Annotated in this window: 22 protein-coding genes and 1 pseudogene; 12 read left to right on the forward strand and 11 right to left on the reverse strand. The window is 72.8% G+C overall.

Annotated elements, in window-relative coordinates; translation table 11 throughout:
- Positions 1–44: 44 nt before the first annotated feature.
- Positions 45–1,532, forward strand: coding sequence for an aminopeptidase P family protein (locus tag ACFYYN_RS00160; protein WP_500544135.1), 1,488 nt, complete (start codon positions 45–47; stop codon positions 1,530–1,532).
- A 64-nt stretch (positions 1,533–1,596) separates the two neighbouring features.
- On the opposite strand, the gene ACFYYN_RS00165 is transcribed toward ACFYYN_RS00160, so the two are convergent.
- Positions 1,597–2,043, reverse strand: a complete 447-nt coding sequence (locus tag ACFYYN_RS00165) for an ATP-binding protein (protein ID WP_018558220.1) — start codon at positions 2,041–2,043, stop codon at positions 1,597–1,599.
- A gap of 212 nt (positions 2,044–2,255) precedes the next feature.
- On the opposite strand from ACFYYN_RS00165, the gene ACFYYN_RS00170 reads away from it, so the two are divergent.
- The 9 genes from ACFYYN_RS00170 (at position 2,256) to ACFYYN_RS00210 (ending at position 11,843) form a co-directional block, all read left to right on the forward strand.
- A complete protein-coding gene (locus ACFYYN_RS00170) occupies positions 2,256–2,990 on the forward strand; it encodes a hypothetical protein (RefSeq protein WP_500544136.1) in 735 nt (244 codons plus the stop codon).
- A 96-nt stretch (positions 2,991–3,086) separates the two neighbouring features.
- On the forward strand, positions 3,087–3,851 hold the full coding sequence (locus ACFYYN_RS00175; protein ID WP_500544137.1) for a YcnI family copper-binding membrane protein: 765 nt from the start codon (positions 3,087–3,089) through the stop codon (positions 3,849–3,851).
- 77 nt (positions 3,852–3,928) lie between these two features.
- Entirely contained in the window at positions 3,929–4,594 is a 666-nt protein-coding gene (locus ACFYYN_RS00180; protein WP_500544138.1) for an SCO family protein, read from the forward strand.
- Complete coding sequence (locus ACFYYN_RS00185) at positions 4,591–5,046, forward strand: copper chaperone PCu(A)C (protein ID WP_500436056.1); 456 nt, start codon at positions 4,591–4,593, stop codon at positions 5,044–5,046. Before ACFYYN_RS00180 ends, ACFYYN_RS00185 begins: the two co-directional genes overlap by 4 nt.
- Before the next feature lie 9 nt (positions 5,047–5,055).
- A complete protein-coding gene (locus ACFYYN_RS00190; protein WP_500544139.1) occupies positions 5,056–6,936 on the forward strand; it encodes a copper resistance CopC/CopD family protein in 1,881 nt (626 codons plus the stop codon).
- A complete protein-coding gene (efeB, locus tag ACFYYN_RS00195) occupies positions 6,933–8,168 on the forward strand; it encodes an iron uptake transporter deferrochelatase/peroxidase subunit (RefSeq protein ID WP_500330992.1) in 1,236 nt (411 codons plus the stop codon). Before ACFYYN_RS00190 ends, efeB begins: the two co-directional genes overlap by 4 nt.
- Positions 8,169–8,238: 70 nt before the next feature.
- Positions 8,239–9,168: a prephenate dehydratase gene (gene pheA / locus ACFYYN_RS00200; protein WP_500330990.1), complete on the forward strand. Its 930-nt coding sequence runs from the start codon at positions 8,239–8,241 to the stop codon at positions 9,166–9,168.
- A 585-nt stretch (positions 9,169–9,753) separates the two neighbouring features.
- Entirely contained in the window at positions 9,754–11,031 is a 1,278-nt protein-coding gene (gene serS / locus ACFYYN_RS00205) for a serine--tRNA ligase (RefSeq protein WP_500544140.1), read from the forward strand.
- Complete coding sequence (locus tag ACFYYN_RS00210) at positions 11,028–11,843, forward strand: HAD family hydrolase (protein ID WP_500330986.1); 816 nt, start codon at positions 11,028–11,030, stop codon at positions 11,841–11,843. The genes serS and ACFYYN_RS00210 overlap by 4 nt, the downstream gene beginning before the upstream one ends.
- Here ACFYYN_RS00210 and ACFYYN_RS00215 read toward each other — a convergent pair.
- The 8 genes from ACFYYN_RS00215 to ACFYYN_RS00250 form a co-directional block, all read right to left on the reverse strand.
- Positions 11,779–12,504 (reverse strand): rhomboid-like protein, encoded by a 726-nt coding sequence (locus ACFYYN_RS00215; protein ID WP_500544141.1) that lies wholly within the window; start codon positions 12,502–12,504, stop codon positions 11,779–11,781. The two genes, ACFYYN_RS00210 and ACFYYN_RS00215, sit on opposite strands and share 65 nt — an antisense overlap.
- A 41-nt stretch (positions 12,505–12,545) precedes the next feature.
- The gene (locus ACFYYN_RS00220) at positions 12,546–13,154 is read right to left on the reverse strand and encodes a YceI family protein (RefSeq protein ID WP_500336927.1); all 609 of its coding nucleotides are present in this window, start codon (positions 13,152–13,154) and stop codon (positions 12,546–12,548) included.
- Positions 13,155–13,180: 26 nt separating this feature from the next.
- Entirely contained in the window at positions 13,181–13,438 is a 258-nt protein-coding gene (locus tag ACFYYN_RS00225; protein WP_500544142.1) for a hypothetical protein, read from the reverse strand.
- Positions 13,439–13,546: 108 nt separating this feature from the next.
- On the reverse strand, positions 13,547–14,266 hold the full coding sequence (locus ACFYYN_RS00230) for an ABC transporter permease (protein ID WP_499512945.1): 720 nt from the start codon (positions 14,264–14,266) through the stop codon (positions 13,547–13,549).
- 23 nt (positions 14,267–14,289) lie between these two features.
- Positions 14,290–15,207, reverse strand: coding sequence for an ABC transporter ATP-binding protein (locus ACFYYN_RS00235; RefSeq protein ID WP_500436052.1), 918 nt, complete (start codon positions 15,205–15,207; stop codon positions 14,290–14,292).
- Positions 15,204–16,109: an ABC transporter permease gene (locus ACFYYN_RS00240; protein WP_500544143.1), complete on the reverse strand. Its 906-nt coding sequence runs from the start codon at positions 16,107–16,109 to the stop codon at positions 15,204–15,206. The genes ACFYYN_RS00235 and ACFYYN_RS00240 overlap by 4 nt, the downstream gene beginning before the upstream one ends.
- Positions 16,096–17,010, reverse strand: a complete 915-nt coding sequence (locus ACFYYN_RS00245) for an ABC transporter ATP-binding protein (RefSeq protein WP_500330975.1) — start codon at positions 17,008–17,010, stop codon at positions 16,096–16,098. The genes ACFYYN_RS00240 and ACFYYN_RS00245 overlap by 14 nt, the downstream gene beginning before the upstream one ends.
- An 817-nt stretch (positions 17,011–17,827) precedes the next feature.
- Complete coding sequence (locus tag ACFYYN_RS00250; protein WP_500330973.1) at positions 17,828–18,385, reverse strand: DUF6344 domain-containing protein; 558 nt, start codon at positions 18,383–18,385, stop codon at positions 17,828–17,830.
- 368 nt (positions 18,386–18,753) lie between these two features.
- Between ACFYYN_RS00250 and ACFYYN_RS00255 the strand changes: the two genes are divergently transcribed.
- Positions 18,754–19,641 (forward strand): LLM class flavin-dependent oxidoreductase, encoded by an 888-nt coding sequence (locus tag ACFYYN_RS00255; protein ID WP_500544144.1) that lies wholly within the window; start codon positions 18,754–18,756, stop codon positions 19,639–19,641.
- On the opposite strand, the gene ACFYYN_RS00260 is transcribed toward ACFYYN_RS00255, so the two are convergent.
- On the reverse strand, positions 19,634–20,050 hold the full coding sequence (locus ACFYYN_RS00260; protein WP_500544145.1) for a DUF6083 domain-containing protein: 417 nt from the start codon (positions 20,048–20,050) through the stop codon (positions 19,634–19,636). The two genes, ACFYYN_RS00255 and ACFYYN_RS00260, sit on opposite strands and share 8 nt — an antisense overlap.
- Positions 20,051–20,158: 108 nt before the next feature.
- Here ACFYYN_RS00260 and ACFYYN_RS00265 point away from each other — a divergent pair, with 108 nt between their 5' ends.
- Positions 20,159–21,019, forward strand: a complete 861-nt coding sequence (locus tag ACFYYN_RS00265) for an HAD family hydrolase (RefSeq protein ID WP_500544146.1) — start codon at positions 20,159–20,161, stop codon at positions 21,017–21,019.
- A gap of 12 nt (positions 21,020–21,031) precedes the next feature.
- Here ACFYYN_RS00265 and ACFYYN_RS00270 read toward each other — a convergent pair.
- A pseudogene (locus ACFYYN_RS00270) lies at positions 21,032–22,138 on the reverse strand (GAF domain-containing sensor histidine kinase); the annotation flags it as partial.
- Positions 22,139–22,188: the final 50 nt, after the last annotated feature.

Here is a 22,188-nt window from a genome sequence, read left to right on the forward strand (position 1 = left end):
CACCGGCCGGACCGCCGCCGGTCCTCCCCGCGCACCCACTTACGATGGGGTGGTCTACTGCGAGGAGGCATGACGTGGCCGAGGACCGCGCTCCGGAGACCCCGGAAGGCGACGAGCCCATCAAGCAGCGGAAGAACGGCCTGTACCCGGCCGTCTCCGACGAGCTCACCGAGGTGATGAAGTCCGGCTGGGCCGACACCGAACTGCGCGACCTGCAGCCGATCGAGCAGGCACCGTACGCCGCCAAGCGGCGCGCGGCGCTGTCCGCGCGCTTCCCCGGCGAGCGGCTGGTGGTCCCGGCCGGCAACCTGCGCACCCGCGCCAACGACACGGACTACCCCTTCCGTGCCGCCAGCGAGTACGTGCACCTCACCGGCGACCAGACCCAGGACGCCGTGCTGGTCCTGGAGCCCAACGGTGACGGATCTCACGACGCGACCGCCTACCTGCTCCCCCGCTCCTCCCGGGAGAACGGCGAGTTCTGGCTGGACGGCCAGGGCGAGCTGTGGACCGGCCGCCGCCACAGCCTGGCCGAGGGCGAGGTCCTGCTGGGCCTGCCGTGCGCCGACGTCCGCAAGGTCGCCGACGTGCTGCGCGGGGCCACCGGCCCGGTCCGGGTCGTCCGCGGCTACGACGCCGGCATCGAGGCCGCGCTGACCGACAAGGTCACCGCCGAGCGCGACGCCGAGCTGAAGGAGTTCCTGTCCGAGCTGCGGCTGGTCAAGGACGAGTGGGAGATCGGCGAGCTGCAGAAGGCCTGCGACTCCACCGCGCGCGGTTTCGAGGACGTCGTCCGGGTCCTGGACAAGGCCGAGGCGACCTCCGAGCGCTACGTCGAGGGAACGTTCTTCCTGCGCGCCCGCGTCGAGGGCAACGACGTCGGCTACGGCTCCATCTGCGCGTCCGGCCCGCACGCCACCACCCTGCACTGGGTCCGCAACGACGGCCCGGTCCGCTCCGGCGACCTGCTGCTGCTCGACGCCGGCGTGGAGACCCACAGCCTCTACACCGCCGACGTCACGCGCACGCTGCCCGTCAACGGCACGTACAGCGACATCCAGCGGAAGATCTACGACGCCGTGTACGAGGCGCAGGAGGCCGGCATCGCCGCCGTCCGCCCGGGCGCCGCCTACCGCGACTTCCACGACGCCGCCCAGCGCGTGCTCACCGAGAAGCTCGTCGAGTGGGGCCTGGTCGAGGGCCCGGTCGACCGCGTCCTCGAACTCGGCCTGCAGCGCCGCTGGACCCTCCACGGCACCGGCCACATGCTGGGCCTGGACGTCCACGACTGCGCCGCCGCCCGCACGGAGACCTACGTCAACGGCACGCTGGAGCCGGGCGTGGTCCTCACGGTCGAGCCCGGCCTGTACTTCCAGGCCGACGACCTGACCGTGCCGGAGGAGTACCGGGGCATCGGCGTCCGCATCGAGGACGACATCCTCGTCACCGAGGACGGCAACCGGAACCTCAGCGACGGCCTGCCGCGCCGCTCCGACGAGGTCGAGCGCTGGATGGCCGCCCTCAAGGGCTGACCCCCGCCGCCCGGACCGACGGCCGGGGCCCCACGGACCTCCGTGGGGCCCCGGCCTCCGTGCGTCAGGAGACCTTGAGCAGCGAGTCGTCCCGCCACTTGAGGATCTTGTCGAAACTGACCACCGCCCCGTGCCCGGGACGGTTGTGGAAGTGGACGTGGTCCACCAGCGCCTCGATCAGGAACAGCCCGCGCCCGTGCTCGGCGTGCTGGTCCTTCTTCGCCAGCGGACGTACGGAGTGGTGCGTACGGCGCAGGTCCGGGGCGAAGCCCGGGCCGGAGTCCGCCACCTCGATGCGGCAGCGGTCGCCCTCGATGCGGGCCGTCACCCGGTACTCGCCGTGGGCGGCGTGCTCAACGGCGTTGGCACAGGCCTCGGTGAGGGCGACCGACAGGTCGTAGGAGATGTCGGGGTCCACCCCGGCGGTCTCCATCGTCCCCAGCAGGAGCCGGCGGGCGAGCGGAACGCTCGCAGCCTCGCGCCGCAAATGGAGGGACCACCAGATGCTCATGCTCAGCCTCCTGGCTGCGGCTCGACATACCGATACGTATTGCCCCGAAACACGGTCGGTAAGCGTGGCGTTGACGTGATGCCAGCCATACGGCGGATGCCGTCGCTCCTCAGGCGGGTGTAGGAACGGTGCCGGACGCCATAGCACAGACCGGCGTGTTCCGGGACCCGCCGTTCGCAAGGCGGGCCCGCGGTGAGAGGATGACGCCCGTCATGTCTACCCCCGTGCGCGCCGGCGCCGATCTGCGACTGCTGCGGGCCGCGGTGTTCACCGCGGTCTGCGTCGTGTTGTCCGCGGGCGCGCACATGCTGGCGTCGGGGCACGGGGTGCCCGGCTGGACGCTGGCGGTGGGCTGGCTGGTCGTCTTCGCGGTCGTCGCCCCGCTCGCCGGGCGGGAGCGCTCGATGCCCGCCATCGCGACCGGGCTCACGGGCGGACAACTCGTGCTGCACGTGCTGTTCAACGTGGGCGGGGTCTGCGGTGCCGGCGGGATAGCCGAGATCGCCGGGCGGCTGCTCTGCGACGAACGGGCGGCGGCGCTCCGCGCCCACGCGCACTCCGCGGCCGGGACGGGCCACATGGTGGGCATGCCCGCGATGCCCGGCATGCCCTCCGCGGCCACCGAGAGCACGATGCTCTCCTACAGCCTCCCCATGCTGCTCGGGCACGTGGTCGCCGCGGTGACCGCCGGCTGGCTGCTGCGCCGCGGCGAGGCCGCGCTGTGGCGGCTGGTCGCCCTGTCGGCCCGCGGGCTGGCCGAACTGTCGGGCGGCGCCCTGCGCCACGCCGTCGCGCTCGTACGCCTCCTGCTGACGGGCAGCCCGGCCGCGCCCCGCGCCGTCCTCGCCCCGAGCCGCGCCGGCGGCTCCACCCGCGTGCCGCGCACGGTGCTGCTGCGGCACAGCCTGGCCCGGCGCGGTCCGCCGGCGTACGCCCCCGCGGCCTGAACGCGACCCGCTCCACCGACGTACGAGGGCGGAGTCGCGCGCGCCGCACGCGTGCCATCCGTCACCTTCCCTCCGTCACCGTGGAGTCTCCGCATCATGAACACCGTCATGCGCCGCGCCACCGCCCTCGCCGCCGTCACCGGGGCGGCCGTGCTCGCCACCGCCGTCCCCGCCTTCGCGCACGTGAGCGTCCAGCCCGGCAACGCCGCCAAGGGCGGCTACAGCACGGTCGCGTTCAAGGTCCCCAACGAGGACGACAAGGCCTCGACGATCAAGGTCGAGGTCAACCTGCCGGGCGACCACCCGATCGCCTCCGTCTCCACCCAGCCGGTGCCCGGCTGGACGGTGCAGATCACCAGGACCAAGCTCAAGACCCCGCTGAAGACCGGGCACGGCGACCTCACCGAGGCCGTCACGAAGATCACCTGGAGCGGCGGGAAGATCAAGCCCGGCGAGTTCCAGCAGTTCCCCGTCTCCCTGGGCCCGCTGCCCGAGGACACCGACCAGCTGGTCTTCAAGGCGCTCCAGACGTACGACGACAAGGAGGTCGTGCGCTGGATCGAGGAGCAGCAGGAGGGCCAGGAGGAGCCGGAGCACCCGGCGCCCGTGCTGACCCTGGCCGACGCCGCGGACGACGGCCACGGCCACGACGCCGCCACCTCGGACGACAAGAAGGACGACGCCAAGGCCGAGGCCGCCTCGGCGTCCGGTGACGGCGCCACCGAGAAGGCCGCCTCCGCCGACGCCGATGACACCACGGCCCGGGTGCTGGGCATCGTCGGCATCGTCGTGGGCGTGCTCGGCGTCGCCTTCGGCGTCGTGGCCGGCCGCCGTCGCGGCACGGGCACCCCGTCCGCCTGACGCACCATCGCCGGGGCGGCCGCCGCGCACGCACCGCGGCCGCCCCGGCGCCGCAACGAATTCCTGGGGAACCCCTGATGCGTACCACCCTCAGGGCGGCGGCCTCGGCCGCCGCCGTCGCCGCACTCGCCCTGACCCTCGCCGCCTGTGGCGGCCCGGACGGCGGGACGGACGCCTCCGGCGCCGAACCGGTCGTCTCCGTCGAGGGGACACCGAAGGCCGCGACCGTCCTGGACACGCCGTTCGAGAAGCCGGACATGATCCTCACGGACACGCACGGCGCGACGTACGACTTCGTCGAGCGGACCAAGGGCCGGCCGACCCTGCTCTTCTTCGGCTACACCCACTGCCCGGACGTCTGCCCGACGACGATGAGCGACATCGCCATCGCCAAGTCGAAGCTGCCCGCGGCCGAGCAGGACGAGCTCGTCGTGGTCTTCGTGACCACCGACCCCGAACGCGACACCCCGCAGCGGCTCGGCGAGTGGCTGGGCGCGCAGGACAAGTCCTTCGTCGGCCTCACCGGTGACTTCGCCACGATCCAGGCGGGCGCGCGCTCGCTCGGCGTGGACGTGGAGAAGCCGGTGAAGGAGAAGGACGGCAGCATCACCGTGACGCACGGCGCCCAGGTCATCGCGTACTCGCCGAAGGACGACAAGGCCCACGCCCTGTACATGTCGGGCACGACGTCCGAGGAGTTCGCCGCCGACCTGCCGAAGATCATCGCGGGGCGGACGCCGTGACCCCGACCCGCTCCCTGCGGCGGATCCCCGTGGCGGCGGCCCTGGTGCTGCTCGGCGCCACGGCCTGCTCCGGGTCACCGGACGGCCCCGAACTGACGGTGAGCGGCGCCTACATCCCGCAGCCCGCGCTGGGGGACATGGCGGCCGGCTACTTCACCGTCAGCAACACCGGCGACCGGGACGCCCGGCTGACCTCCGTCACCAGCGACCTGTCCGGGGACATCACCCTGCACAGCACCGAGGACGACCGGATGCGCCGGGTGACCTCCTTCACGGTCCCGGCGGGCGGGCGGCTCACCCTCGCGCTCGGCGGCAACCACCTGATGCTGACGGACCTGGAGCACAAGCCCGCGGCCGGCGAGCAGGTCTCGCTGCAACTGCACTTCGACGACGCCGACACCATCGACGTACGGGTCCCGGTCAAGCCCGCGGGCTACCACCCGGGGGACTGAGGAGAGCGCATGAGGGTGATGACGAAGTCCGCGCTGCGGCTGCTGGCCGTACCGCTCGCCGTGCTCGGCCTGCTACTCGGCACCGCGGCGCCGGCGTCCGCGCACGCCGCGCTGGTCGGTTCCGACCCGGCCCAGGGCTCGGTCGTCAAGACCGCGCCGGCGCAGGTGCGGCTGTCCTTCTCCGAGGGCGTGCTGCTGTCGAGGGACTCCATCCGGGTCCTCGGCCCGGACGGCAAGCGCGCCGAGACCGGCGACGCGAACGACGGCGGCAGGGGGAGCACGACCGCGGCCGTCGCCCTGCGCCCCGGGCTCGGCGACGGCACGTACACCGTCGCGTGGAAGGTGGTCTCGGCCGACAGCCACCCGGTCGCGGGCGCCTTCACCTTCTCCATCGGCGCGCCCTCCAAGACCTCCGTCCAGCTGCCCGACCAGGAGGTGGGCGGGGGCGCCGTCGGCACCCTGTACGACATCGCCCGCTACGCCGCCTACCTCGGCTTCGCGCTGCTGGTCGGCGCCGCGTTCTTCATCGGCGTGTGCTGGCCGGACGGCGCGCGGACGCGGTCGATGCGGCGGCTGGTGGCCGCCGGCTGGGCCGCGATGGTCGCCGCGACGATACTGCTGCTGATGCTGCGCGCCCCCTACGCCAACGGGGGCGGGCTGGGCGACGCCTTCGACCTCGGCGGCGTACGGGACGTCCTGGACACCCGGCCCGGCGCGGCACTGGTGTCCCGGCTGCTGCTGCTCGCCGCGGGCGCGGTCTTCATCGCGGTGCTCTTCGGCAGCTGGGCCAAGCGGGAGGACCCGGTCGAACGCCAGGACCTCGCCTGGGGCCTGGCCATCGGCGGCACGGTCGTGTCGGTCGGCCTGGCCGCGACGTGGGCCATGGCCGAGCACGCCTCGGTCGGCATCCAGGCCTCGGTGGCGATGCCCGTCGACATCGTGCACCTGCTGGCCATGGCCGTCTGGCTCGGCGGTCTCACCGCGCTGCTGGTCGCGCTGTGGGGCGGGCAGCGCGTGGAACGGGCGGTGGTGCAGCGCTTCTCGAAGATCGCCTTCGGGGCGGTGGTGACCCTGGTCGTCACGGGCGTCTACCAGTCCTGGCGCCAGCTCGGCTCCTGGGACGCGCTGGTGTCCACCGGCTACGGCCAGCTGCTGCTGGTCAAGATCGGCCTGGTCATCCTCCTGGTGGAGCTGGCCTGGCTGTCCCGCCGCTGGACCGCGCGGCTCGGCGACACGGCCGTCCGCGGCAGGACCGCCGTCGCCCAGCCGGTCGCCGTGGGACGGAAGGGCGGCGGGGGCGGGGGTGCCTCCGAGCGCGCCGAACAGCTGGCCCGCCAGCAGGCGGCGCTGGCCAAGGAGCGGGCCCGCAAGGACCGCGACGCCGACACCGAGCGCACGGGCCTGCGCAAGTCGGTGCTGGCGGAGGTGGCCGTCGCGGTCGTGGTGCTGGCCGTCACGACGCTGCTGACCGGCACCCAGCCGGGCAGGGCCGCCGAGGAGGGCGCCGCGCAGCAGCAGGCCTCCGCGCCGGTGTCCGAGGTGCCCGAACCGCTGGACGTGAGGATCCCGTTCGACACGGGAGGCACGAACGGCAAGGGCGAGGCGGAGGTGACCCTGGACCCGGGCGGCGTCGCCGAGAACGAGCTCCACCTGCTCGTCACCGCCCCCGACGGACGAGCCTTCGACGTCCCCGAGGTGCAGGTCTCCTTCACCCTGAAGTCCAAGAAGATCGGCCCCATCCCGGTGACGCTGGGCAAGATCGACACCGGTCACTGGAGTGCCGAGAACGTCCAGATCCCGGTCCCCGGGGAGTGGACGGTCGCCGTGACCGTCCGGACCTCGGACATCGACCAGGTCACCCGCACGAAGGTAGTGAAGATCGGCTCATGAACGACCGTCCTCAGGACCTCTCGCGGCGCCGTCTGCTCGGCACCGCCGGAGCGGCGGGCGCCGCGGGACTGCTCGTGGGCGGCACCTCGGGTGCCGTCACCGCGCACGCGACGCGGGACGAGGCCACCGCGCTGACCTCCGTCGGCGCCACGGCCGTCCCCTTCCACGGCCCCCACCAGGCCGGCATCACCACCCCGCTGCAGGCCCGCGGCCACCTGGTCGCCTTCGACCTGGCCGCGGGCGCCGGGCGCAAGGGCGCCGCGGCGCTGCTGCGCCGCTGGTCCGCAGCGGCCGAGGCGATGACCGAGGGCCGGGCCCCGTCGGGCGACAACCAGATCGCCCTGGACGCCGGGCCGTCCTCGCTCACCGTCACCTTCGGCTTCGGCCGCGGTTTCTTCGCCGGGACGGAGCTGACGGGGCGGATGCCGCAGGCGCTCGCCCCGCTGCCGGACTTCGCCTCCGACGCGCTCGACCGCGGGCGCAGCGACGGCGACCTGTGGATCCAGATCGGCTCCGACGACGCCCTGGTCGCCTTCCACGCCCTGCGCGTGCTGCAGAAGGAGGCCGCGGGCACGGCGACGCTGCGCTGGCAGATGAACGGCTTCAACCGCACCCCGGGCACGACCGCCGAGCCGCGCACCGCCCGCAACCTGATGGGCCAGGTCGACGGCTCCAACAACCCCCGGCCCTCCGACCCCGACTTCGACGCCCGCGTCTTCGTCCCCGCCTCCGGCTCCCCGCAGTGGATGGCGGGCGGCTCCTACGCGGTCGTCCGGCGCATCCGCATGCTGCTGGACACCTGGGACAACCTCCCCCGGGAGCGCCAGGAGAAGGTGATCGGGCGGCGCAAGGCCGACGGCGCCCCGCTGTCCGGCGGCACCGAGGCGAGCAGGCCCGACCTCGACAAGGTCGGCCCGGACGGCCGTACCTTCGCGATCGCCGCCGACGCGCACGTGCGCGTCGCCGCCCCGGCCTCCAACGGCGGCGCGGCGATGCTGCGGCGCGGGTACTCGTACCACGACGGCTACCGTGACGACGGCGCACCGGACGCCGGGCTGCTCTTCGTGGCCTGGCAGGCCGACCCGCTCAAGGGGTTCGTGCCGGTGCAGCGCAAACTCGACCGGGGCGACGGCCTGTCGCGCTTCCTGCGGCACGAGGCCAGCGGGCTCTTCGCGGTCCCGGGCGGCGCGGCACCGGGCGAGTACGTCGGCCAGCGGCTGCTGGAGTCCTGAGGCGGGACGCGGGACAGACGGGACAGGCGGAACAGGCGGGACTTCGGCGGCAGGGCCTAGGCTGACAGACATGTCGCCGGCGAGCCGTTACACCTATCTCGGCCCTGAGGGCACCTTCACCGAGGCCGCGCTCCGGACGCTTCCGGAGGCCGCCACACGCGAGCTGGTACCGATGGTCTCGGTGCAGGCCGCGCTCGACGCGGTGCGCAGCGGGGAGGCCGCGGCCGCCCTGGTGCCCATCGAGAACTCGATGGAGGGCGGCATCACCGCGACCCTGGACGAACTGGCGGCGGGCACCCCGCTGATGATCTACCGCGAGGTGCTGCTGCACATCGCGTTCGCGCTGCTGGTGCGCCCGGGCACGGGTCTCGGGGACGTCAAGACGGTCACCGGTCACCCGGCGGCGCAGGTGCAGGTCCGCAAGTGGCTGACGGCGCACCTGCCGGACGCCGCGTGGGAGTCGGCGGCGTCGAACGCGGACGGCGCCCGGCTGGTGGCGGAGGGCCGGTACGACGCGGCGTTCGCGGGCGAGTTCGCGGCGCCGACGTACGGGCTGGAGCCGCTGGCCACGCAGATCCACGACGCGGCGAACGCCGAGACCCGTTTCGTTCTGGTCGGCCGTCCCGCCCGGCCGGTCGCGCCGACCGGCGCCGACAAGACCTCGGCGGTGTTCTGGCTGGGCGACGACCACCCCGGCGCGCTGCTGGAGCTGCTGCAGGAGTACGCGGTGCGCGGGGTGAACCTGATCCGCATCGAGTCGCGGCCGACCGGCGAGGGGATCGGCCGGTACTGCTTCTCGGTGGACTGCGAGGGGCACATCACCGAGCGCCGGGTCGGCGAGGCGCTGATGGGCCTGAAGCGGATCTGTCCGCAGGTGCGTTTCCTCGGCTCGTACCCGCGCGCGGACGAGGTGCCGCCGCAGCAGCGCAAGGGGACCACGGACGAGGAGTTCACGGCCGCGGCGGACTGGCTGGGGCGCGCCCTGGACGGGCGGGTCTGAGGCGCTCGCGCACCGCTTCCCGGGGGCCTTCGGTGAACAACCGGTGGCCCCTTCGGTTGTCCACCGCGTTATCCACAGGCCCTTGGTGCGGGCTGGGGATAAGTCGACAGAACAAGTCGCCCAAGGAACCGCCAGATCGACAAATCGGCACACTCGCGCCAACTGGTCCCACAGACCCCCAGGTCATCATTCGTCACCCCAATACCTTCGAACAACTCGATAGAGGGAAGAGTTCTCACTCGAAAGTGAGTGTTAGGAGGGTTTGAACCGGGAATCCATGCCCCCGCACCCACCCGGCGGAATGATCAGGTCCATCTTCCACAGCCCATCCACACCCGCTGTGGACAAGTGAGGGGGGCACCTCTCCCCCTGTGGATAACTCTCCGCTCCGGACCTGCCCCAACTGCCTTTGTCCACAGGGCACATGCCCTCGCCGGAGGGACGCGAAGAATTCGGTTGACGGTAACCGACCCGCCATTATCGGCCGTACGGCATTTCCTGCAGCCTGCTTTCGAAGCGGACATAACGCCCCATAAAGCACTTAACTTGTCGCGTCGGCACCCGGCGCACCGGTAGCCTGTTCCCGTGATTGACCTTCGCCTGCTTCGTGAGGACCCCGACCGTGTGCGCGCCTCCCAGCGCGCCCGTGGAGAGGACGTCGCGCTCGTCGACGCCCTGCTCTCCGCAGACGAGCGGCGCAGGTCGTCCAGTACCCGCTTCGACGAGCTGCGCGCGGAGCAGAGGTCGCTGGGCAAGCTGGTCGGCAAGGCCCAGGGCGAGGAGCGGGCCGAGCTGCTGAAGCGGGCCGAGCGGCTCAAGGCCGCCGTGAAGGCCGCCGACGCCGAGCAGCACGAGGCCGCCGAGGAGGCGCACCGCCTGCTGCTGCAGCTCGGCAACATCGTCCACCCGGACGCCCCCGTCGGCGGCGAGGAGGACTTCGTCGTCAAGGAGGTCATCGGCAGCCCGCGCGACTTCGCGGCCGAGGGCTTCGAGCCCAAGGACCACATCGACCTCGGCGAGCTGCTCGGCGCCATCGACGTCGACCGCGGCGCCAAGGTCTCCGGCTCGCGCTTCTACTACCTGACCGGCCCCGGCGCCCTGCTGGAGCTGGCCCTGGTCAACGCGGCCATCGCGCAGGCCACCGCGGCCGGCTTCGTCCCGGTGCTGACCCCGACGCTGGTCAAGCCGGAGGCCATGGCGGGCACCGGCTACCTCGGCCAGGTCGAGGACGACGTGTACTACCTGGAGAAGGACGGCCTGTACCTGGTCGGCACCTCCGAGGTCCCGCTCGCCGCGTACCACATGGACGAGATCATCGAGGCGTCGAAGCTGCCGCTGCGCTACGCGGGCTTCTCGCCCTGCTACCGGCGCGAGGCGGGCTCGTACGGCAAGGACACCCGCGGCATCATCCGCGTCCACCAGTTCGACAAGGTGGAGATGTTCGTCTTCACCCGCCCGGAGGACGCCGAGGCCGAGCACGCCCGGCTGCTGGAGTGGGAGAAGCAGTGGCTGACCTCGCTCGAGCTGCCCTTCCGGGTGATCGAGCTGGCCTCGGGCGACCTGGGCTCCTCGGCGGCGCGCAAGTTCGACTGCGAGGCGTGGATCCCCACCCAGGGCAAGTACCGCGAGCTGACCTCGACCTCGAACACCACCGAGTTCCAGGCCCGCCGGCTCTCCGTACGGCTGCGGGACGAGAACGGCACCCGCCCACTGGCCACGCTCAACGGCACCCTGTGCGCCATCCCGCGCACCATCGTCGCCATCCTGGAGAACCACCAGCAGGCCGACGGCTCGGTCCGCGTCCCCGAGGTGCTGCGCCCGTACCTGGGCGGCCGTGAGGTGCTGGAGCCGGTAGCCAAGTGACCGCCCCGCTCCCCTACCGTCTGATCGCGACGGACCTCGACGGCACGCTGCTCGGCCCCGACCACACCGTCTCCGGACGGTCGCGCGAGGCGCTCGCCGCGGCCACCGCGGCGGGTGCCGATCACATCGTCGTCACCGGCCGCCCGGTGGCCCGTACGGTCCACGTCCTGGAGGACCTGGGCTACCAAGGCCTGGCCGTCTGCATGCAGGGCGCGCAGGTCTACCACGCGGGCGAGCGACGGCTGCTGACCTCGGTCACGCTGGACCGGCAGACCGCCCGGACGGCGCTGGCCAAGATCGAGGCGGAGACCGGCCCGCTGGCCGTGGCGGCGGCGCTCGACGGCATCGACGGCGACATCGTGCTCGGCCCCGGCTACCGGCTGTTCGACTCGGAGCTGCCGGTGGGCGGCGAGGTGGACGACGTGGAGGGGCTGTGGGCGTCACCCGTCAGCAAGCTCTACGTCCAGCATCCGCGACTGGGCGACGACGAGCTCGCGCACGCGGCGACCACGGCCGCCGGCGGCCTGGTCAGCGCCGTGATGTCCGGTACGGGCATCGTGGAGCTGCTGCCGCTGGGGCTGTCCAAGGCCCGGGGGCTGTCGCTGGCCGCCCGCCGGCTGGGTGTGACGGCCGCCGAGACCGTCGCCTTCGGTGACATGCCCAACGACCTGCCGATGTTCGAGTGGGCGGCCCACGGCGTCGCGATGGGCAACGCCCACCCGCTGCTGAAGGCGGCCGCCGACGAGGTCACGGCCTCCAACGGCGAGGACGGGATCGCCCTGGTCCTGGAGCGGCTCTTCCCCGGGGCGTGAGCCCGCGGCACGTGAGGCCGATCAGCAGGGCGATGACGTGCCCGAGGTCGGTGTAGGTGCGGCCCGGTGTGACCAGGGGGTACGCGAAGAAGCCCGCGGCGGCGAGCAGGTAGGGCAGCCGCCAGGGCGGTCGTACCCGGTGGGTGAGCACGCCGATGGCCCCGGCCAGCCCGTAGCTGACGCCGATGTCGACGGTGTGCGCGAGCGAGGCCGGCAGCCGGTCCGCGCGGATGCCGAGCAGCACGGCCTGCTGGCTGAGGACGCTCGCCCCGACGTGGGCCAGGGCCACGACGCCGAGCCAGCGCCGGGTGCCCAGCCAGCGCTCGGCGGGGGCGTGGACGGCCTCGAAGCAGAGCGCGTACAGCCCGAAGGCCGCCGGGGACTCGGTCCACAGCGCGCTGCCGACCAGCGCGCGCACCGGCTGGGAGCCGAGCTCCGCCAGGTTGGTGCTGTTGTGGTGCAGCAGGAAGGACCTCAGGTCCGGCGGGGCGGCCGCCATGATGCCGCTGGTCACGGCGAGGGCCAGCAGCCAGATGTGCGTCCCGGGGGCGGAGCGCACCCAGGCCCGCACCTCGGGGACGACGACCCTGGCCGCCGCGCCGCTCAGTGCGGTGCGGCGGCGCCCGGTGCCGGCGGTGCCGGCCGTCTCGTCCGTTGCCATCCCCTCCATCGTGCGGCAGGGGAACGGCTGCTTCAGCGGGTTCAGGCCGCCTTGATCGCGGAGATGTCGAAGGTCAGCTTGACCTTGTCGCTGATCAGGACGCCGCCGCCCTCGAGGGCCGCGTTGTAGGTGAGGCCCCAGTCGCCGCGGTTGACGGTCGTCGAGCCCTCGAAACCGACACGGAGGTTGCCGTAGGGGTCGGTGGCGGAGCCGTTGTAGGTGAAGTCGATGGAGACCGGCTTGGTGGTGTCCTTGATCGTGAGGTCACCGTGCATGCGGTAGGTCTCGTCGTCGACCTGCTCGGCGGAGCTGCTGCGGAAGCTGATCTCCGGGTAGGTGGCGGCGTCGAAGAAGTCGCCGGTGCGCAGGTGCTCGTCGCGCTGGGCCTGGTTGGTGTCGATGCTGACGACCTTGATGGTGACCTCGGCGGAGGAGTTGGCCGGCTTGCTGCCGTCCAGCTGCAGCTTGCCCTCGTACTCCGCGAACTGGCCGCGCACGGTGGTGACCATCGCGTGGCGCACGGCGAAGCCGACCTCGCTGTGGGTCGGGTCGATCGTGTACTCGCCGGTCAGGTGCGCCAGGTCGGCGGACGGCGCGGTGGTGACGGCAGCGGTCTCGGTGGCATCGCTCTTGCGATTGAACAGGCCCATGACTAACTCCTTGGGGACGCGTTGGTTTACGATTCAACCTCCTTCACGTTAGCGACATTCCCTTGAATTCTCAAGGAGTCCTGTGATCCAGCCCACTTCCGGGGGACGAGGACGAAGCGCCGGCGGCCCCGGGCACGGGACCACCGGCGGCGGAGCCCGGCGGCGGCACGCGCGGCGAGCGCGTCGACGTGATGGGCCAGCTCCGGGCTGAACAGCGCGATGAGCAGGCCGAGGGCGGCCAGGAACACACCCACGGCGAAGAGCAGCGGAGTCTCGGACGTCACGCCGCACATCTGACAATCCGATGTGCGGACGTCGGGGGAGCAGGGCCGCCCGGGCGGAAGAAGACCACCCGGGCGGCTTACGGTGGGACGGGCCCTAGGCCAGAACGATCACTCCTCGCCGGCCAGCGTCAGCGACCGCATCCGCTGCCCCGCGAAGGCCGTCGCGGCGAGGGTGACGCCGACCAGCAGCACCACCGCGAGCGGCAGCCCCACGTCGGAGGTCACCGTGCCCTCGCCCGCGATCTTCTGGGCCAGCGCCAGGGCCCACTGCTGCACGCTCAGCGTGCGCGCCCCCGGCACCAGGCTGCCGATCAGCGACTCCCAGATCAGCGCGTAGACCAGGCCGAAGACCACGGCCTGCCGGGTCACCACGCCCAGCAGCAGGAAGATCGCCGCGTACGTGACAGAGGCGACCGCCGCCGCCGCGGTGAACGCGACCGCGATGCCCTGGCTGTTGCCGTTGAGGATGAACCCGGCGATCAGCGTCGGCACCGCCGAGAAGACCACCGACACCGCGATGGCGACCAGCAGCTTGGTGACGATGATCGTCGGCCGCCGTACCGGCTTGGCCAGCAGGTAGATGATCGAGCCGTCGTCGATCTCCGGCCCGATGGCGCCGGTGCCGGCGATCACGCCGACCAGCGGCACCATCGTCGCCAGCGCGAAACCGCCCAGCACCGAACTCGCGATGGAGTCGTCGGCGCCGACCAGCGCCCGTACCGCCACGGAGATCAGGATCAGCAGCGCCGGCAGGGCGAACAGGACCAGGGCCCGGCGGCGGCCCAGCAGCCCCCGGTAGGTCAGCCTGGCCACGGTGGGATTGAACATCGGAGCTCCTTACAGCCGTGTGCCTACGCCGTGACCAGGTAGGAGAAGACGCTCTCCAGGGACTCGTCGGACGGCGAGACCGTGTAGAGCCGGATGCCCCGCTCCCGCGCGACGCGCGGCAGCAGTTCGGTGAAGCCGGCGAAGTCGATCGCCTGGATGCGCAGCGCCCGCTCCTTCCAGTCCAGCTCGATGGCGGCCGTGGACCCGTCCGCGATCAGCGCGGCGGCGAGCGCCCGGTCGTCGCTGGAGCGCACCAGGTAGCGGTGCGGCCGGTCCGTCATGAGCCGGCGGATCTTGCGGAAGTCGCCCGAGGCGGCGTGCCGGCCGGCGACGACCACCTCGATGTGGCTCGCCAGCTGCTCGACCTCCTCCAGGATGTGCGAGGAGAACAGCACCGTGCGGCCCTCGGCGCCCATCCGCCGGAGCAGGTCCATCAGGTGCAGCCGCTGCCGGGGGTCCATGCCGTTGAAGGGCTCGTCCAGCAGCAGCACCGACGGGTCGTGCACGAGCGCGGAGGCCATCTTGGCGCGCTGCCGCATGCCCTTGCTGTACGTGGAGACCGCGCGGTCCTGGGCGAACTCCATCTCGACCGTGGCCAGGGCGCGCTGCGCCGCCGCCCCCGGGTCCGCCAGCCCGTGCAGTTCGGCGTTGGCGACCACGAACTCCCGGGCCGTCAGGAAGTCGTACATCGCCTCCCGTTCGGGGACGATGCCGATGTGCCGGTACACCTGCTCGTTGCGCCAGACCGTGGCGCCGTCGAGGGTGACGGTGCCGGCCGAGGGGGCCAGGAAGCCGCCCATCATGTTGATCAGGGTCGACTTGCCCGCGCCGTTGGGGCCAAGCAGCCCGGTGACGCCGGGGCCGATCGTCATCGTCACGTCGTTGACGGCGACGACGTTGCCGAACCAGCGGGACACGTGGTCGATGGACAGGGTGGTCACGACAGTACGGCCTTTCGGTAGCGGCGCATCAGCAGGCCGAAGGAGCCGGCGATCACGGCGAGGAGGACGAGGAGGTAGACCGTGCCGACGACCGCGTCCTTCGGGCCCGCGCCCTCGGGGAAGCTGGAGGTCGCCCCCAGCCACCAGGTCTGCGCGCCGTCGATCAGCGTGATCGGCGAGAACAGGCCGAGCCAGCCGATCACGTCGGCGTTGCCGTTGATCGAGGCGACGCCCTGGACGCTGGTCACCGCGCCGTACGAGAGCGTGAACACCGCGATGACAGCGGCGACGCCGAAGCCCCGGCGCGGCGTCAGCGCCGCGATGACCAGGCCGATGCCCGCGAACAGCAACGACAGCAGCAGGGCGGCGAGCATCGCCTTGGCGAAGCCCGCGCTCTGGTCGCTCACGTCGAACTTGGCCAGCAGCGCCCCGATGTACATGATCAGCAGCGGCGTCGCGGTGAGGATGAACAGCGCCGTGGTCAGCGCGGCGAACTTCGACGCGACGTAGTCGACCGCCTCGATCGGACGCGAGAAGTACAGCGGGGTCGTCTTGAACCGCAGGTCGAGCGAGACGGCCTGCGGGGCCTGCGCCGCCAGGTAGAGGCCGATGACCGCCTGCATGATGATCGCGTACTGGGTGTACTCGATCGGCAGCTTGGTCGCCTTCGTGCCGATCGCCACCGCGACCATGATCCCGGCCGGAACGCACATCACGGCCAGCAGGATCACCGGCAGCACCTTGGACTTCGCCGAGCGGCCGAGCCCGTACGCGCTGCGCAGGCTCTGGACGTACAGCGACGTGCGCGCGTAGCCGCGGCCCAGGCGCGGGCCGTCGTAGTGCCGGTAGCCGATGTCGTGGATGACGTCGGCGGCGGGCGTCCTGCCCTCAAGCTGCGTCATGCTCGTCCCCTCCCCGGAAGATCTCGGCGATGCGGTGCCGGTGCTGCTCCATGCGCACCAGGCCCGTGCCGAGCTCCGCGACCGCGTCGCGGACCGCGTCATACGTCTCGTCCCCGTCGATGTCGACCATGACCAGCCGGCCGTCCGCGTGCGCGTTGAGCCCGGCGGCGGTGAGCTTCGCCACCAGCTCGTCCTCGTGCTCGGTGACCTCGACGGTGAGCGAGGCGGTCGCCTGGGTGAAGTCGCTGGTCGAGGAGGAGCGCAGCAGGGAGCCGCCGTCGATGACGACGATGTGGTCGCTGGTGCGCTCCAGTTCACCGAGCAGGTGGGAGGTGACCAGCACGGAGATGCCGAACTCGGTGTGGACGCGCCGGATCAGTTCGAGCATGTCGTCGCGGCCGACGGGGTCCAGCCCGTTCGTCGGCTCGTCGAGCAGCACCAGCCGGGGGTCGTGGACCAGCGCCTGGGCCAGCTTCACCCGCTGCTTCATGCCCGTGGAGTACCCGCCCATGGGGCGGTACCGCTCCTCGTACAGGCCGACGTGGCGGAGCGTGTCCGCGGTGCGCTCACGCGCGGCGGCCGGCGGCAGCCCCGAGATACGGGCCATGTGGACGACGAACTCCGTCGCCGACACGTCCGGGGGCAGGCAGTCGTGCTCCGGCATGTAGCCCACATGGGCGCGGATCGCCGCGCCCTCTGTCGCCACGTCCATGCCCAGGACGGCGGCCCGGCCTTCCGTGGCCGGCGCCAACCCCAGGAGGATTTTGATCAGGGTCGACTTGCCGGCTCCGTTGGCACCGACCAACCCGGTCACGCCGGGTGCGATGTCGACGGTGAGCCGGTCCAGAGCGGTCACCCTCGGGTACCGCTTCGTCAGGCTTTCGGTAGCGATCACAGTCACGCCACGAACCTAGTGGCGCGGGCCACACCCCGTCGTCAGTCTGGGGGGCGGTTGTGCGTAGTCCTTGGGGTTGACTCCCCCGTAGGGGAGGCGCTGCGGTGCGTCCGTCTTGCCGGGGTTCCTCCTGCGGGTCGCGCGGTTCAGCCGCGGCGGGGCGTCGTCCGGGAGCACGGTCGGCTCCACCGGTCGCCCCCGACGGGCCGGACCCCGCGGTGGTGCCGCGTGGCGGTGCGTCGGGTCGTGGGGTGCGGGCGCGTGGGAGTGCGCGGGTCGCGCTCGCGTGAGGGGTGCGGGGGTGTGCGGGGTGTGGGAGTGCGGGGCGTGGGAGTGCGGGGCGTGCGTGTGCGGTACGTGCCTGCTCCGCCGTACGCGCGGATGCGGCGGTGCGGGCCGCCGTCGTGCGCGGGCGGGTCGGCGACCTGACGGTCCGTGGCTCCGTCGCGGGCCGGGGTGTCCCGCCGCGTGTGGGGCCGGGTCGAGCCGGCGGTGACCGTCACAGCCCCGGGGGTGCGGGTCGTCTCCGGCATCGTCGTCCTCGTCATGGTGCTCGTGGTGGTGCTCGGGGTGGTGCCCGGCGTGGTGCCCGGCGTGGTGCTCACTGCCGTGCTCCGGCGCGGGCCCGTGTGTGCGCCCGTCGTCCGGGGAGTCCGGACGGTTCCGCTGGAGCGGGCGCCGTGTCCGGCGCCGTGGTGGTGCTGGTGCGCTTGCCCTCGGGCGGTCCGCTCGACGCGGTCCTCCGCGGTGGGTACGGCCTGACGTGACGTCAACGGGAGCCGTGCGGCACGCCGTACCGGCTGGTCACGCGCGTCCGCGGCGGTCATGCGCAGAGCGCCCACTCGCGGCGGCGGGGGGTGCGGGCCGGGGCCGCGGTCGCGTCGGTCAGCGCGGGGTCGAGGCCGGCGTCGCCGATCGGACGGGTGCGCACGCGGGCCACGGGCGAGGCGCCGTGGGCCTCGGCCCGGATGCGCTGCTTCATCGTCGGCGGCAAGGAGCGTGCGTCGGCCGCGGCGGTGAGGCAGGGCGCCGGGACGAAGGGGACGGACGGCTCGGGCACGACGGGTTCGCTGCGGTACGACGTGCGGCACGACGGGACGTCCGGTGTGCGTCCGCCCGGTTCGACGCGCGGCCCCGGACCGGACGCGGCGGCGCCCACCGCCACCGGTTGTGGTGCCGGCTCCGTACGCGGCGCCGGTGCCCAGTGGCGGACCGCCTCGGCGGTCGGCAGGAACCGGGTCCCGGGGACGGTCTCGGGTCGCGGCGCGGCAGGAGCCGTGCTGCGCGACGCCGGGACGGCGAACCCGAAGTACGCGACCATCTTGAGCAGGAGCGTCACGAAGACGTCCCAGAACGTCCTGACGTGGGTGTTGGCAGCCATGACCTCTCACTTCCTTCGGTGAGTCGGGAGCGACTAATCCGATGATGCGGAAGTGAGCACGAAATCCTCGGTGCCGCACCCCGAGGGCGCCGATATTCCGATCAACACCACCCGGGTGGCCCAGCCGTGCCCCGGCCGGCCGCTCCGGCGAGGAACTTCCCGCGCAGCGCACCCCGAGTTGCGGGTCCCGATGTCCGGGGGTAAGGCGGCGTCCTGTTGCGCGTGGCGTGCGTCGCCCCGTCCACAGGATGCGCAGGCGGGGGCCGCGCGGGGCCCGGTTGGCCGCGATTTCCACCGGACGGCGGCCGGAGCCCCGATCGTCCGACCGCTCCGGGCCGGGCGGCGCCAGGGCCCGTAGGGTGGAGGACATGCGCCTGAGCACTGTGATCCTGCCGATCCACCGCTGGAACGAGGGCCGGACGGTCTGGCGTCGGGCCGAGGAACTCGGCTTCCACGCCGCCTACACCTACGACCACCTGTCGTGGCGGAGCTTCCGGGACGGCCCGTGGTTCGGGGCGGTGCCGACGCTGACGGCGGCGGCCGCGGCCACGGAGCGGATCCGGCTGGGCACGCTCGTGACCTCGCCGAACTTCCGGCACCCGGTCACGCTCGCCAAGGAGTTGATCTCCCTCGACGACGTGAGCGACGGGCGGCTGACGCTCGGCATCGGCGCCGGCGGGGTGGGCTACGACGCGACCGCGCTGGGGCAGGTGCCGTGGACGCCGCGGGAACGGGCCGACCGCTTCGGCGAGTTCGTCACCGTACTGGACCGGCTGCTGACGGAGCCGGTGGTGAGTCACGAGGGCGAGTTCTACTCGGCGGACGAGGTGCGGAACATCCCCGGCTGCGTGCAGCGGCCGCGGGTGCCCTTCGCGGTGGCCGCGACGGGCCCGCGCGGGCTGCGGCTGGCGGCGCGCTACGGCCAGGCCTGGGTGACCTACGGCGACCCGAAGGGCCCGGCGGAGGTGCCGGTGGACAAGTGCCCCGAGGTCGTCTCGCACCAGTACGACCAGCTGGAGATCGCCTGCGCCGAGATCGAGCGGGATCCGGGCGAGCTCGACCGCATCCTGCTGACCGGGTCGACGGCCGAGCGCCCGCTGGAGTCGCTCGACGCCTTCGTCGACTTCGCCGGCCGTTACGCGGAGGTCGGCATCACCGAGATCGTGCTCCACTGGCCGGTGCCGGACTCCGTCTACGCGGCGGACGAGAAGGTCTTCGAGCGCATCGCGACCGAGGCGCCGGCCCAGCTCAGTTGAGCCGGCGGCGGGCGTTGCGCCGCCACTGGCCGAGCAGCACGGGTGACGCCGTGGGCGGCGGACCCGCGGGACAGACGTCGAAATGACTGATCCGACAGGTGGCGAAGGGGTCGGCGGCACGCAGGTTGACCGCCGTGCCGTCACCCGCGACGCGCCAGCGGCGACCGGCCGGGACGGTGGCCGACGGCCACTCGCCGGGCTCGACCAGGATCCAGTGGCCGCCGGCGGTGCGGTGGCGGTAGGCGGCGCAGGCGCACCGGCCGCAGGTCGTGGCGGTGCCGGCCGCCGGATCGGCGACGGGTATCGCGGTGCGCGCGGCCAGGCGGATGCCGTCCACGACGGTCGGCAAAGCGTCGGCCAGGAGCACCGGTTCCCGGTCGGGCTGCTCTTCACAACGCACAAGGGCCATGGCGAGATGGTGGCACCCGGCACTGACAACGGCGACGGAGAGTGTGGCGGTGATCGCACTCAGCGCCCGCCTGCTGTCATATGCAACCGCATGGGGGACCATGGGTCGGTGACCTCAGCCACCCAGCATCCCAGGACCCCGGACGCCACCCTCGCGGCTCCCGCGCCGCGGCTGATCGCCACCGACCTGGACGGCACGCTCCTGCGCGACGACAAGACCGTTTCGGCCCGGACGATCGCCGCCCTGGCGGACGCGGAGGCCGCGGGCATCGAGGTCTTCTTCGTCACCGGCCGGCCCGCGCGGTGGATGGACGTGGTCGCCGCGCACACCGCCGGCCACGGCATGGCGATCTGCGCCAACGGCGCCGCCGTCTACGACCTGCACCGCGACAAGAGGTTGCTGGCGGCCTACCCCCTCGACCCGCGGGACGCGCTCGCGGTCATCGCCTCCCTGCGCACCGCCGTCCCCGGCACGACCTTCGCCGTCGAGCTGACCGGCGGCTTCGCGTACGAGCCGGAGTACCCGCCGTACGCCCCCGCGCCCGACGCCGTCGTCGCCCCGGTGGAGGAGCTGCTGGACGGCGGGCGGCACGGCCAGCCCGTGCTGAAGCTGCTCGCCAAGCACCCGTCCATCGACCCGGACGCCTTCCTGCGCACCGCACGCACGGTGGCCGGGGAGCACGCCGAGATCACCCGGTCCAGCGCGTCGGCGCTGCTGGAGATCAGCGGTGCCGGGGTCAGCAAGGCGACGACGCTCGCACGCTGCTGCGCGGACCTCGGCATCTCCGCCGAGGAGGTCGTGGCCTTCGGGGACATGCCCAACGACCTCGCCATGCTGTCGTGGGCAGGCACCTCGTACGCCGTCGCCAACGCCCACCCCGAGGTGCTGGCCGCCACGACGCACCGCACCGTGGCGAACGAGGAGGACGGCGTCGCCCTGGTCATCGAGCGGATCCTCGCCGCCCGCTGACCCCCTCCGGTCTCACAGGGGCGCCTCCCAGGCGAGCGTGGTGCCCTTGCCGTCCGGCCCCGGCCCGAAGATCGACTCGCCGCCCAGCGACTCCGCGCGGCGGGCGAGGTTGCGCAGCCCGCTGCGCCGCCCGGTCTCCGGGATGCCGACGCCGTCGTCGGAGACGATGAGCCGCACCCCCTCGCGACCGTCGGCGAGCACGGCGGTGGCGTCGAGCACCACCTCGACCCAGGTGGCGCCCGCGTGCCGCTGGACGTTGGACAGCGCCTCGCGCAGCGCCGCCACGAGGTTGCGGGCGCTGAGCGCGCCGACCCGGTGGTCGACGGGCCCGACGAAGCGGACGGAGGGCGGGAAGCCCAGGCCCCGCGCGGCGGAGCCGGTCTCCCGCAGCACCTGGGCGCGCAGTCCCGCCGGTGCGTCGTCGCCCGGCTCCTGCTGCAGCGCGAAGATCGCCGTCCGCACCTCCTGGATGGTGGCGTCCAGTTCCTCGACCGCGTGCGCGATGCCCGCCTCCGCTTCGGGCGGCAGCGCCTTGCGCCGGGCCCCCTGCAGCATCAGGCCCGTCGCGAAGAGCCGCTGGATGACCAGGTCGTGCAGGTCACGGGCGATCCGGTCGCGCTCCTCGTAGACGGCCAGCCGGTTGCGGTCGCGCTGGGCGTCGGCGAGCAGCAGGGCCAGCGCCGCCTGCGCCGCGAACTGGACGGCGACGAAGCGCTCGTCCTCGGTGAAGCCCGGCACGCCGTGGGCCCTCGGCAGCGCGAGCGCGCCCATCACATGGCCGCTGCTCTGCAGCGGCAGGATCATGCAGGCCCCGAAGCGCGGGGCGATCGCCATGGTCATCCGGTCGTCGGTCGAGGCGTCCTCCACGAACACCGGCTCGCCCGCCATCAGCGGCGCCACAGGCGGGCTGTCCGCCTCGAGCACCGTGCCGACCAGGCCCGCGGGTTGCTGGGCCGAGACCGCGACCACCTCCAGACCGCCCTCGACCGTCGGCAGCAGAACCAGGCCCGCGTCGGCCGCCACGAGCGCGCGGGCCTGCTCGGCGACGACGTCGAGCGCGTTCTCGCCCGGTTGTTCGTCCGCCAGCAGCGCGGTCGTGACCGAGCCGACGGCGTCCAGCAGCTTGGCCAGTGGTTCTGCCATACGGCGAGCCTAGGCCGGTGCCGCGT

It is taken from the genome of Streptomyces sp. NPDC001902 (assembly GCF_042891295.1).
In the GTDB taxonomy this organism is placed as follows: Bacteria; Actinomycetota; Actinomycetes; order Streptomycetales; family Streptomycetaceae; genus Actinacidiphila.

Bases quoted from the DNA above. Each gene is read 5' to 3' on its own strand.
- ACFYYN_RS00160 (WP_500544135.1), top strand. From the start codon at position 45: ATGGGGTGGTCTACTGCGAGGAGGCATGACGTGGCCGAGGACCGCGCT.
- ACFYYN_RS00165 (WP_018558220.1), bottom strand. From the start codon at position 2,043: ATGAGCATCTGGTGGTCCCTCCATTTGCGGCGCGAGGCTGCGAGCGTT.
- ACFYYN_RS00170 (WP_500544136.1), top strand. From the start codon at position 2,256: ATGTCTACCCCCGTGCGCGCCGGCGCCGATCTGCGACTGCTGCGGGCC.
- ACFYYN_RS00175 (WP_500544137.1), top strand. From the start codon at position 3,087: ATGAACACCGTCATGCGCCGCGCCACCGCCCTCGCCGCCGTCACCGGG.
- ACFYYN_RS00180 (WP_500544138.1), top strand. From the start codon at position 3,929: ATGCGTACCACCCTCAGGGCGGCGGCCTCGGCCGCCGCCGTCGCCGCA.
- ACFYYN_RS00190 (WP_500544139.1), top strand. From the start codon at position 5,056: ATGAGGGTGATGACGAAGTCCGCGCTGCGGCTGCTGGCCGTACCGCTC.
- efeB (WP_500330992.1), top strand. From the start codon at position 6,933: ATGAACGACCGTCCTCAGGACCTCTCGCGGCGCCGTCTGCTCGGCACC.
- pheA (WP_500330990.1), top strand. From the start codon at position 8,239: ATGTCGCCGGCGAGCCGTTACACCTATCTCGGCCCTGAGGGCACCTTC.
- ACFYYN_RS00215 (WP_500544141.1), bottom strand. From the start codon at position 12,504: ATGGCAACGGACGAGACGGCCGGCACCGCCGGCACCGGGCGCCGCCGC.
- ACFYYN_RS00220 (WP_500336927.1), bottom strand. From the start codon at position 13,154: ATGGGCCTGTTCAATCGCAAGAGCGATGCCACCGAGACCGCTGCCGTC.
- ACFYYN_RS00230 (WP_499512945.1), bottom strand. From the start codon at position 14,266: ATGTTCAATCCCACCGTGGCCAGGCTGACCTACCGGGGGCTGCTGGGC.
- ACFYYN_RS00240 (WP_500544143.1), bottom strand. From the start codon at position 16,109: ATGACGCAGCTTGAGGGCAGGACGCCCGCCGCCGACGTCATCCACGAC.
- ACFYYN_RS00250 (WP_500330973.1), bottom strand. From the start codon at position 18,385: ATGGCTGCCAACACCCACGTCAGGACGTTCTGGGACGTCTTCGTGACG.
- ACFYYN_RS00255 (WP_500544144.1), top strand. From the start codon at position 18,754: ATGCGCCTGAGCACTGTGATCCTGCCGATCCACCGCTGGAACGAGGGC.
- ACFYYN_RS00260 (WP_500544145.1), bottom strand. From the start codon at position 20,050: ATGGCCCTTGTGCGTTGTGAAGAGCAGCCCGACCGGGAACCGGTGCTC.